This is a genomic window from Pseudomonas sp. SDO5271_S396 (assembly GCF_054071795.1).
In genome coordinates this window covers 133,566-144,922 of record NZ_JBSVWB010000011.1, presented here as the reverse complement: position 1 = coordinate 144,922, position 11,357 = coordinate 133,566, and the positions used below count along the sequence as shown (strand labels likewise).

Annotated in this window: 5 protein-coding genes; all 5 read left to right on the top strand. The window is 62.1% G+C overall.

Annotated elements, in window-relative coordinates:
• Positions 1 to 189: 189 nt before the first annotated feature.
• The 5 genes from recC to ACW9IN_RS11180 all read left to right on the top strand — a co-directional run bounded on the left by recC (position 190) and on the right by ACW9IN_RS11180 (position 11,355).
• Entirely contained in the window at positions 190 to 3,642 is a 3,453-nt protein-coding gene (recC, locus tag ACW9IN_RS11200; protein ID WP_457365915.1) for an exodeoxyribonuclease V subunit gamma, read from the top strand.
• Positions 3,639 to 7,313 carry an exodeoxyribonuclease V subunit beta gene (gene recB / locus ACW9IN_RS11195; RefSeq protein WP_457365914.1) on the top strand — a complete coding sequence of 1,225 codons (3,675 nt, stop codon included), beginning with the start codon at positions 3,639 to 3,641 and terminating at the stop codon, positions 7,311 to 7,313. The genes recC and recB overlap by 4 nt, the downstream gene beginning before the upstream one ends.
• Positions 7,310 to 9,379: an exodeoxyribonuclease V subunit alpha gene (gene recD, locus ACW9IN_RS11190; protein WP_457365913.1), complete on the top strand. Its 2,070-nt coding sequence runs from the start codon at positions 7,310 to 7,312 to the stop codon at positions 9,377 to 9,379. Before recB ends, recD begins: the two co-directional genes overlap by 4 nt.
• Positions 9,380 to 9,520: 141 nt before the next feature.
• Positions 9,521 to 10,096: a YfiR family protein gene (locus ACW9IN_RS11185; protein ID WP_457365912.1), complete on the top strand. Its 576-nt coding sequence runs from the start codon at positions 9,521 to 9,523 to the stop codon at positions 10,094 to 10,096.
• Positions 10,093 to 11,355 carry a diguanylate cyclase domain-containing protein gene (locus tag ACW9IN_RS11180; protein ID WP_457365911.1) on the top strand — a complete coding sequence of 421 codons (1,263 nt, stop codon included), beginning with the start codon at positions 10,093 to 10,095 and terminating at the stop codon, positions 11,353 to 11,355. Before ACW9IN_RS11185 ends, ACW9IN_RS11180 begins: the two co-directional genes overlap by 4 nt.
• Positions 11,356 to 11,357 lie beyond the last annotated feature (2 nt).

Here is an 11,357-nt window from a genome sequence, read left to right as displayed (position 1 = left end):
ATGGTAGTGTGGGGTTTCCCCATGTGAGAGTAGGTCATCGTCAAGATTAAATTCCGAAACCCCATTTGCGAAAGCAGATGGGGTTTTGTTTTGGGCGGGTGAAAAGCCAGCTAACATCCCAACTCCGCCAACAACTCCCCACAGTGCTAAAGTCGCACCCTCGATTTTGCTTTTCCCAAGGAAGCCGTTATGCCGGATGCGACGTCCCTCAGCGCTGGATTCATGGTGGTTCACGGCAACCGTCTGGACGAACTGCGCAGCCTGGTAGTCAGCTGGATGCGTCGCTACCCTCTGACTCCCCTGGAAAACGAAATAGTCCTGGTACAAAGCAATGGCATCGCTCAATGGCTCAAGTTGGCCTTGGCCGAAGACCCTCAGGACGATGACATGGGTGGCTGCGGCATCGCCGCAGCAATCGACGTTCAACTGCCCGGTAGCTTTATGTGGCAGCTCTACCGGATGGTCTTGGGAAAAGATGAAATCCCCGCCAAGTCTCTGCTCGATAAGGCCCCGCTGACCTGGCGTCTCATGCGACTGCTCCCCGAACTCATCGACCAACCGCACTTTGAGCCGCTCCAGCGTTTTCTCACCCACGACACTGACCTGCGCAAACGCTATCAATTGGCCGAACGCCTGGCGGATCTGTTCGACCAATACCAGGTCTACCGCGCCGATTGGCTAGAAGATTGGGCCGCAGGGCGCCACCAACTTCGCAATAGTCGAGGAGAGCCCAAACCCCTGAACCCAGCGAACTGCTGGCAAGCCGAACTATGGCGCGCCCTGTTGTTGGACGTCGGGGAGGCCGGCATGGCTGAAAGCCGTGCCGGCGTTCATCAACGCTTTATCGAACGCATCAATACGCTGGAAAAAGCCCCGTCAGGGCTGCCGTCCCGGGTCATTGTTTTCGGGATTTCATCCTTGCCTGCGCAGGCTCTGGAAGCTCTTGCCGGTTTGGCGAAATTCAGCCAAGTCCTGCTCTGTGTACACAACCCTTGCCGACACCACTGGTCCGACATCGTTGCCGACAAAGACCTGCTGCGAAATGAATATAAACGCCAAGCGCGTAAAACAGGCATGCCGGTCGCCCTTGACCCACAAACCTTGCATCAACACGCCCACCCCTTGCTGGCCGCCTGGGGTAAACAGGGCCGTGACTACATCAGCCTGTTGGACAGCTACGACGACCCCAACAGCTATCGCGCCGCCTTTCGTGATGGCCGTATCGACCTGTTCAGCGACAGCGAACCCGACACACTGCTCAATCAACTGCAGGACGACATCCTCGAACTGCGCCCCCTTAACGAAACCCGCGAGCTATGGCCCCCCGTCGATCTGGAGCGTGATACATCCATCCGTTTCCATATCACCCACAGTGCCCAACGCGAAGTGGAAGTGCTCCACGACCAATTGCTCCAGCGCTTCAGCGCCGACCCCACCTTGCGTCCCCGGGACGTCATCGTCATGGTCCCCGATGTCGACAGTTACGCGCCGCACATCAGCGCGGTTTTTGGCCAATTGGAACGAAACGACCCTCGCTTCATCCCGTTTACCCTGACCGACCAGGGCCAGCGCGGTCGTGACCCTCTGCTAATCGCCGTCGAGCACTTGCTCAAACTCCCCGACAGCCGTTTCCCGGTCAGCGAAATTCTGGACTTGCTGGATGTTCCAGCCCTGCGCGAACGCTTCGCCATCAAGGAGCGTGATCTGCCCACCCTGCACCGCTGGATCGAAGGTGCCGGTATCCGGTGGGGACTGAACGCCGAACAGCGCGAAGGGTTGGGCCTGCCAAAACAACTGGAACAAAACAGCTGGCGATTCGGCTTGCGTCGCATGTTGTTGGGATACGCAGTCGGTACCGGCGTCGCCTGCGAGGGCATCGAACCCTATGATGAAATCGGCGGCCTCGACGCTGCGCTGATCGGTCCTCTGGTCGCCTTGCTCGATGCCCTCAACAACGCTCATCAAGCCTTGTCCGAACCCGCCACACCCCAGCAGTGGGGCGAGCGCCTGCACCACCTGATGCAAATGTTCTTCCTGCCTGGCAGCGAACACGACGACTACCTGCTGAGCCAGCTCGAACAACTTCGCGAGACCTGGCTGGAAACCTGCGAGTCCGTCGGCCTGCACGACGCGTTACCACTCACTGTCGTCCGTGAAGCCTGGTTGGCCGGTCTGGACCAAGGCCGTCTGTCCCAGCGCTTTCTGGCTGGGGCTGTCAATTTTTGCACTCTGATGCCCATGCGTGCGATACCGTTCAAGCTCGTTTGCCTGCTCGGCATGAACGATGGCGACTACCCTCGCGCCCAGCCTCCGCTGGATTTCGACCTGATGGGCAGCGACTATCGCCCCGGCGATCGTTCACGCCGCGAAGACGACCGCTACCTGTTGCTCGAGGCCCTGCTGTCGGCCCGCGACCAGCTCTACATCAGTTGGGTGGGGCGCAATATTCGTGACAACAGCGAGCGTCCGGCCTCAGTGCTGGTCGGCCAGTTGCGTGACCACCTCGCCAGTGGCTGGCACCCTGCAAACAACGACAAACTGCTGATAGACGCGATGACACAAGAGCATCCGCTGCAACCGTTCAGCGCCCGCTACTTTCATGAAGGGGATGCGCTGTTCAGCTATGCCCGTGAATGGCAGTTGCTGCACGAAGCGCCGGACGCCGTCGTCAAAGAAGATGAACTGGCCCAGCACCAACAGGAAGAGCCCCTCGCCCTGGGCCAGTTGCAAGACTTCCTGCGCAACCCGGTCAAACACTTCTTCAGCCAGCGCCTGAAAGTTTTCTTCGAAGCCGCCGAGGTGCCGTTGGCGGACGAAGAGCCCTTCGTCCTCGATGCACTGCAACGCTATAGCCTGAGTGACAGCCTGTTGAATGCCGCACTCTCACAGCCCGAGCATCCTGACCACGTGCTCAACGCACAGGCCCTGCGTCTGCAAGGCAGCGGCCTGTTGCCGATGGTCGGTTTCGGCGAGTGCCTGCGCAATGAGTTGATCGAGCCGTTGCCCGGCCTGCTGCAACGTTATCAACAATTGCTGGCCCTCTGGCCCACCCCGCATCCTGGCGCCGAACCGATCAGTTTTGCGTATCAGGGCGTGCAGTTGGAGGGCTGGATCAGTGGGCTGCATCGACGCAGTGATGGTGGGTTGCTCAGCGTCACCACGATCCCAAACAGCATCGGCTCGATCAAGACCCGCAAATGGCATCGCCTGATTCGGCCCTGGGTCAACCACGTGGTGGCCTGTGCCTGTGGGCTGTCGCTGAGTACCGGCTTGGTGGCGAGTGATGACACGCTATTGCTGGCTCCGTTGGATAAAACCGCTGCGCAGGAAATCCTCGGCAATCTGTTGCTGGCCTGGCAGGCGGGAATGAGAAAGCCATTACCTGTAGCCGTCAAAACCGCGTTTGCCTGGCTCAGTCAATCCGACCCTGCCAAAGCCCTGGCGGCGGCAAGTAAAGCCTACGAGGGGGACGGCCTGACCACGGACGGCGAGCGCCGCGAAACCCCAGCGCTCACGCGACAGTTCTCCGACTTCACTGCACTCATCGCCAGCGAAGAGTTCGAAGGCTGGTGCGAAACCCTGTATCGCCCCCTGCTCAACGCCCCATGGCGATCACTCACGGGCGAGGAGGCTGGCGCATGACCCGCAAACCCTTGGCCCTGGCCTTCCCGCTCAAGGGCAGCCAGTTGATCGAAGCCAGCGCCGGCACCGGCAAAACCTTCACCATTTCCGCCTTGTACCTGCGCCTGGTCCTCGGCCACGGTGGAGACGAATCCGGTTTTGGCCGCGAACTGCTTCCGCCGCAAATCCTGGTGGTAACTTTCACCGACGCCGCCACCAAGGAACTTCGCGAGCGCATCCGTATCCGCCTGGCCGAGGCTGCGCGCTTCTTCCGCGAAGAAATTGAACAGCCCGACACCCTCATCGCAGATCTGCGCGCCGACTATCCATCGGAGCAATGGTCCGCCTGCGCCAACCGTCTCGACATCGCCGCCCAATGGATGGACGAAGCTGCCGTTTCGACTATTCACAGTTGGTGTCAGCGCATGCTGCGCGAACACGCGTTCGACAGTGGCAGCCTGTTCACCCAGACCCTGGAAACCGACCACAGCGACCTGCTCGGCGAGGTGCTGCGCGATTACTGGAGGTTGTTCTGCTACCCGATGCAAGACGATGCCCTCAACTGGGTGCGCAATAACTGGGGAGGCCCCGCCGCACTGATGCCACGGGTTCGCGCATTGTTTGGCAGCGAACGGCCTGCTGATGAAACCCGCGAGCCCGCCGAGCTGATCGATGCCTGCCTGCAAGAACGCCGCGAAGCGCTTAAAACGCTCAAGGCGCCTTGGCAGCAATGGGCCGCCGAGCTGCGTGACCTGTGCCTGCAGGCCGTGGCGACCAAAGCCGTCGATGGGCGCAAGATGCAAGCGCGCTACTTCGAACCCTGGTTCGAAAAGATCAGTGCCTGGGCTGCTGACGAAAGCCTCGAACAACTGGACATCGGCACCGGTTTCACCCGCCTCACACCCGACGGCATGGCCGAAGCCTGGAAAGGCGAGCCACCGCAACATCCCGGTATCGATGCGATGGCCGGACTCAAGGCCGCCCTCGATGCGCTGCCAACCCCCGACGCTGCCGTGTTGCAACACGCCGCCGGATGGGTGGGTAAACGCTTCGAAGAAGAAAAGCGCCGGCGCGCCGAAATGGGCTTCGATGACATGCTCATCCGCCTCAATGCTGCCCTGCAAGCCGAAGGTGGCGAACGCTTGGCCAGTGTGATCCGCGAGCAGTTCCCGGTGGCCTTGATCGACGAATTCCAGGACACCGACCCGGTGCAGTACAGCATCTTCGACCGCATCTACCGCATCGAAGACAACCACCTCGACAGTGGCCTGTTCCTGATCGGCGACCCCAAGCAGGCGATCTACGCCTTCCGCGGCGCGGACATCTACACCTATCTGCGCGCGCGCCTGGCCACCACCGGTCGCCACCACACGTTGGGCACCAACTTTCGCTCCAGTCATGCGATGGTCGAGGCGGTGAACCATGTGTTCCAGCGCGCGGAAACGGGCCGCGGCGCGTTCCTGTTTCGAGAGCCGAATGGCGACAACCCGGTGCCGTTTCACTCGGTGCTGTCCCAAGGACGCAAAGAGCGATTGCAGGTCAACGGCCAGACCCTGCCGGCGTTGAACCTCTGGCACCTGCCCACCGATCAACCGATCTCCAACGCGGTGTATCGCCAGCAACTGGCAGCGGCCTGCGCCTCGCACATTGTTGAATTGCTCAATGGCGGTCAACAAGGCACTGCCGGGTTCCTGCAAGCGGACGACAGCTTTAGAGGCGTTCTCCCGTCAGACATCGCCATCCTCGTACGCGACGGCAAGGAGGCCCAGGCCGTGCGCAGCGAATTGGCTACCCGTGGCGTGCGCAGCGTTTACCTGTCCGACAAAGACTCTGTCTTTGCCGCCCAGGAGGCCCACGACTTGCTGGCTTGGCTCAAGGCCTGCGCCGAACCCGACGTCGAGCGCCCGCTGCGTGCCGCCTTGGCCTGCGTCACCCTGAACCTGCCGCTGCCGGAACTGGAACGTCTGAACCAGGATGAGCTTGCCTGGGAGAGCCGCGTCATGCAGTTCCGTGGCTACCGCACGGTCTGGCGTACCCAGGGCGTGCTGCCGATGCTGCGTCGCCTGCTGCATGACTTCAAACTGCCGCAAACCCTGATCGCCCGCAGTGATGGCGAACGTGTCCTGACCAACCTGCTGCACCTCAGTGAACTGCTGCAACAAGCCGCTTCTGAGCTGGACGGCGAACAGGCGCTGATCCGCCATCTAGCTGAACACCTGGCGCTCTCCGGTCAGGCGGGTGAGGAGCAAATTCTGCGGTTGGAAAGTGATGAGCAACTGGTCAAGGTGGTGACCATCCATAAGTCGAAGGGCCTGGAGTACGACCTGGTATTCCTTCCGTTCATCGGCTCGGCCAAACCGGTGGACGGCAGCCGCTTGCCGCTGCACTACCACGATGAACACGGCAAATCCCAAGTCAGCCTGCGCCCTGCGCCCGAGCTGATCGCCCAGGCTGACGACGAGCGCCTGGCCGAAGACCTGCGCTTGTTCTATGTCGCCCTGACCCGCGCCAAGCATGCATGCTGGCTGGGGATCGCCGACCTCAAGCGAGGCAACAGCAACAGCTCCGTGCTGCACCTCTCGGCATTGGGCTATCTGCTAGGCGCCGGGGCACCGTTGGCGGAGTCCGCCGGGCTGGCGCGCTGGTTGCTGGACCTGCAAGCAGGTTGCGCGGCCATCGACTATGCCCAGGTTCCCGAAGCCCAAGCTATGGTCTTCCATCCACCCCGCAATGAGGCCACGTTGCGGGCGCCCCTGCTGCCCAAACGCAAGGCGGCGGAAAACTGGTGGATCGCCTCCTACAGTGCCTTGCGCATTGGCGACAGCATGAGCGCCGCCAGCCTCGAAGCACCGGAAAGCCCCCAGGCCCAGAAACTGTTCGATGACGAGCGTCTGGACCCCGACGCACCGCGTGAAGTGGCAGCGTCCGGCACAGACATTCACCGTTTCCCACGTGGTCCTAACCCGGGAACCTTCCTTCACGGTCTGCTGGAGTGGGCGGGTGAGGAGGGCTTCAATGCCTCTCCACAAACCATCGAAAGTGCCGTAGGTGCCCGCTGTAACAGGCGCAGCTGGGAAGGCTGGATCGTCACCCTGAGCGCTTGGCTGGGCCAGTTGCTGCAAACACCTTTGCCTGTGAATAACGGGCGGGTCACCCTGAGCGGACTGCAGCGGTATCAGATCGAAATGGAGTTCTGGTTCGCCAGCCATAAAGTCGACGTGCTGGCCCTCGACAAGCTGGTGTGCCAATACACCCACAAGGGTGTTTCCCGCGTCGCCGCCGAACCTGTGCTGCTCAACGGCATGTTCAAGGGCTTCATCGACCTTACCTTCGAACACGATGGTCGTTATTACGTGGCTGATTACAAATCCAACTGGCTCGGCCCCGACGATTCGGCCTACACCTTGGATGCCATGGAGCAGTCGATGCTTGAGCATCGGTACGACCTGCAATACGTGCTTTACCTGCTGGCCCTGCACCGTCAGCTCAAGGCGCGCTTGCCGGACTACGACTACGACCGACATATCGGCGGTGCGCTGTACATTTTCCTGCGTGGCACCCAGTCCGCAAGCCAAGGCGCGTACTTTACCCGTCCGCCACGGGAATTGATCGAAGGTCTGGACCTGTTGTTCCAGGGCAAACCCATCCCGCCCAAGGTTGAGCCTGCCTGGGAACAAGGAGTCCTGTTATGAGTATGTCGCCGTTACCGCCGGAGGAGCTGCTGCCCCTCACCCGCGCCGCTGACCTCTTGCAATTGCTGGAGCGTTGGGTCGATCGTGGCTGGTTGCGTGCCTTGGACAAAGCCTTCGTGGGTTTTCTGTACGAGCTCGACCCGCAGGCCGACCCTTTGGTGTTGTTGGCGGCGGCATTGACCAGCCACCAACTGGGCCATGGTCACGTGTGTCTCGACCTGTTCGAAACCCTCAAGGCCCCGGACTTCGCGCTGTCACTGCCACCCGAGGGCGACTTGCAAACCGGCACCCTGCTGTTGCCGTCACAGCTGCTGAACGGTCTCGATGGCGCCCATTGGTGCCATGCCCTGGCGGCGAGCCCCTTGGTCGCGTTGGCTGTCGATGGCAGTGAGCTCGCCCAAAGCCGTCCCCTGGTGTTGTCGGGCAAGCGTCTGTACCTGCGTCGCTACTGGACTTACGAGCGACGCATCGACACGGCACTGCGGTTGCGCCTGGCCACCCTGGAAAGCGTTTCGGCCGACCTGCCCCAACGCTTGAACAGCTTGTTCGACCAACCGCCACCCGACGGCGTGATCGACTGGCAGAAACTTGCCTGTGCCCTGGCCACACGCGGTGCCTTCAGCATCGTCACCGGCGGCCCCGGCACGGGTAAAACCACCACCGTGGTGCGCCTGCTCGCGCTGTTGCAGGCGCCGGCCGTGGAGGCCGGCAGCCCGTTGCGTATTCGCTTGGCCGCACCCACCGGTAAAGCCGCCGCACGCCTCACCGAGTCCATCAGTCAACAAGTGCTGTCGCTGAAAGTACCCGACAGCGTGAAGGAAAAAATCCCAACCCAAGTCACCACCGTCCACCGTTTGCTGGGCAGTCGCCCGGGTACGCGGCACTTCCGTCATCACCTGGCTAACCCGCTGCCCCTGGACGTGTTGGTGGTGGACGAAGCCTCGATGATCGACCTGGAAATGATGGCCAACCTGCTGGACGCGTTGCCGCCCCATGCACGCCTGGTGTTGCTGGGTGACAAGGACCAACTGGCGTCGGTGGAAGCGGGCGCGGTACTCGGCGATTTGTGCCGCGACGCCGAAGCCGGCTGGTACAGCCCCCAGACGCGGCAATGGCTGCAAGCCGTCAGCGGTGAAGACCTCGGCGCCAGTGGCCTGCGCGAAGACCTCGACAATAGCCACCCGCTGGCCCAGCAAGTAGTGATGTTGCGTTACTCAAGGCGGTTTGGCGAAGGCAGCGGCATCGGCCAACTGGCGCGCTGGGTCAATCAGCAAAATGCCGAAGAGGCGCGCAAGCTGCTGGTGGCGCGCAGCCATGCGGACCTGTTTTGCGTCAGCCTCAAGGGCGAACACGATCACGCCCTGGAACGCCTGGTACTGGACGGGCAGGGCGATGGCGCCGAGGGTTATCGGCATTACCTCAACCTGTTGCAGAGCGCCCGTCCGTCCCCGGATACGTCGCGTGACAGCGCGGCCTGGACCCACTGGGCGCAACAACTGCTGCAAGCTTTCGACGCGTTCCAGTTGCTCTGCGCCGTGCGCAAGGGGCCGTGGGGCGTTGAAGGTCTGAACCAGCGCATTACCGCCGCCTTGCGCAAAGTGCGGCTTATCGAGGGCGACGAGCAGTGGTATGAGGGGCGCCCGGTACTGATGACCCGCAACGATTACGGCCTGGGCCTGATGAACGGCGACATCGGCATCGCCCTCAAACTGCCTGAAAGCGATGGTGGTCCTCAGGTACTTCGCGTTGCCTTCCCACGCAACGACGGCCAGGGTGGTGTGCGTTTTGTGCTACCCAGTCGTCTGAACGATGTGGAAACCGTGTACGCCATGACTGTGCACAAATCCCAGGGTTCGGAATTTACCCACACTGCACTGATCCTGCCGGATGCGCTGAACCCGGTGCTCACCAAAGAGCTGATCTACACCGGCATCACCCGTGCCAAGCGCTGGTTCAGCTTGATCGAGCCCCGTGGCGGCGTGTTTGAGGAGGCTGTGCGGCGCAAGGTCAAGCGTTTGAGCGGGCTGATGCTGGAACTGGATGCCGCGCCTGAGAAAACTGACTGACGGGTCATTCAATATTTCTGATTCAGGCGTCTGATTTTTCTGAAAAAATAGCGGCCCCCGCGAAGTCACTGCTCCGTGGGGTTTTCCGCCGCTGTGCTATCGTTGCGGCATCACCTTGAAAACACCTGAGAGAATCGCTGCATGAACGTGGCTGTCTCGCCCACAGAGCGCAGTTCGAGTTGGAGACGCAGGCTGCTGGTGGCGTTTTTGTGTGTGCTCGCGCCGCACGTCTTCGCCCAGGCGCAAGGCCCCGCCGGTATGGCCGACCACCGTGCCCAGGCGGTGACCCAAGTGGTACTCGGCATTCTCAGTTACGCGCGCTGGCCGGTAGAGCCTGCGCAATTGCGCCTGTGCATTGTCGGCCCGACCCAATACACCGACGACCTGATCAAAGGCACGACCCAGGCCACCGGGCGTCCGGTGGTGGTGCAACGCCTGCTGGCCGAGCATCCCGATATCGTCAGTGCCTGCGATGCGGTGTACATCGGCAAACTCAGCGCCGCGGAACGTACGCAATTGTTCACCTCATTGATCGGCCACCCGGTGCTCAGCATCAGCGAAGGCGGTGACCAATGCACCGTGGGCAGCCTGTTCTGCCTTCGGGTAGGCGATGAGCAGGTGTCGTTCGAGGTCAACCTCGACTCGGTCGCGCGCAGCGGAGTGCGTATTCACCCCAGTGTCTTGCAACTGTCCCGCCGGCGAGCGCCCGAGTCATGAGTGCTCTGAAAGTGCGACCGACCCTGCGCTCGGTGATCGGTCGGGGGCACCTGATCCTGGCGCTGGTGGCGGTGACCCTGGCCAGCGTCTCCCTGACCTTGCTGGGCGTGCTGGCGTTGCGCGTCTACGCCGAACACAACCTGCACCTGATCGCTCGTTCCATCAACTACACCGTCGAAGCGGCGGTGGTGTTCAACGACAGCGCGGCAGCCACCGAGGCCCTCAGCCTGATCGCCTCCACCGAAGAAGTGGCCGAAGCCGAAGTGTTCGATACCACCGGCAAGTCACTGGCCCATTGGACGCGCCCGGAAACCGGCATGCTCTCACGGGTTGAACTGGCCCTGGCGCATACCCTGCTGGAACAGCCCATCAACCAGCCGATCCTCCATCAGGGGCGAGCGATCGGCAGCATCCACCTGACGGGCCACGGTGGCAGCCTGCTGCGGTTCTTGCTCAGCGGCCTGGCCGGGATTCTGATCTGCACCGCTCTCAGCGCCTGGGTGGCGCTGGTCCTGGCGCGGCGTCTGTTGCGCGGTATTACCGTTCCGCTGCAAAGCCTCGCCGCTGTGGCCCACGCCGCCCGCAGCGAACGCGACTTCGACCGTCGCGTACCACCGGCGCGCATCGCCGAACTCGACAGCCTGGGCAGCGACTTCAATGCGTTGCTCGGCGAGATGGAAGCCTGGCAAAACCACCTGCAAAGCGAAAACGAATCCCTTGCCCACCAAGCCAACCACGACAGCCTCACCGGTCTGCCCAACCGTGCGTTCTTCGAGGGCCGCCTGATCCGTGCCCTGCGCAGCGCCGCCAAGGCCAAGGAGCAAGTGGCGGTGTTGTATCTCGACAGCGACCGCTTCAAAGAGATCAACGACAGTTTCGGCCATGCCGCCGGCGACGCCGTGCTGGTAGCCGTCGCCGACCGCGTGCGCGCGCAATTGCGCGAGGATGACCTGGTGGCCCGCCTGGGCGGCGACGAGTTCGCCATCCTGCTGGCGCCGTTGCACAAGGTCGAGGATGCCCAGCGCATCGCCAACAAAATCATTGCCAGCATGGACGTCCCGATTGCGGTGCCCGGCAACACCCAGGTGTTGACCTCCCTCAGTATCGGCATCGCCCTCTACCCTGATCATGGCGCCACGCCCGGAACTTTGCTCAATGCCGCCGACGCGGCGATGTACCAGGCCAAGCGCCTGGCTTCGGGCGGCCAGCAAACGGCGGAGTCGGAGAGCCCCGTCGTCAACGCTCAACACAGGAGTTGACC